Source organism: Pseudokineococcus sp. 1T1Z-3 (assembly GCF_037482365.1).
Lineage (GTDB): Bacteria > Actinomycetota > Actinomycetes > Actinomycetales > Quadrisphaeraceae > Pseudokineococcus.
The window spans coordinates 1-514 of the sequence record NZ_JBBHZF010000028.1; the positions used below are offsets into that span (position 1 = coordinate 1).

The window sequence follows — 514 nt, forward strand, 5'->3', positions numbered from 1 at the left end:
GGGCTCCGGGGTCCTCCGCTGGTGCGTGGGTCGGTGTGGGTGCTGGCGGGCCCGTCCTTGACGCAGCTGTGCCTGCGGAGGGTCTGACCGCCTTCTGAGGTCATCACCGTCGCCGGCCTCGGGGCCGCGGCAGTGCTCGTTCGTCACCAGAGGGCCGATGACGCATGCCCGCGCGCTTTCAGCACGACCCGGGTCACCGGGAGCACGACGACTACCGCAGTGCCGACTCGTCCAGGCCGATGGCCAGGACGGCGCTGCGGCCGATGAGAGACGACGACTGTCAGGTGACCGCCGGGCTTCACCACCAGTACCTGTCGGTGGGCCTGTTCCCGCAGCTGGGTGCCGGCTTCCTGCGGCGCTGGCATCGCACCTTCGTGGCGGTGCCCCATGGCCGCGGGGTCGTCGCGGTCGACGACCTGGGCCAGGTCGTGGGCTTCGCCCTCGTGGCGACCCGGGCCGACCGGTACGTCGAGGAGGTGCTGCGGACCGGCCGGTGGCGGCTGGGGGCTGCGGG

The 514-nt window shown here is 73.0% G+C and carries 1 pseudogene; it reads left to right on the plus strand.

The features are described 5' to 3' along the window. Nucleotides 1-284: 284 nt before the first annotated feature. A pseudogene (locus WDV86_RS15920) lies at nucleotides 285-514 on the plus strand (GNAT family N-acetyltransferase); the annotation flags it as partial.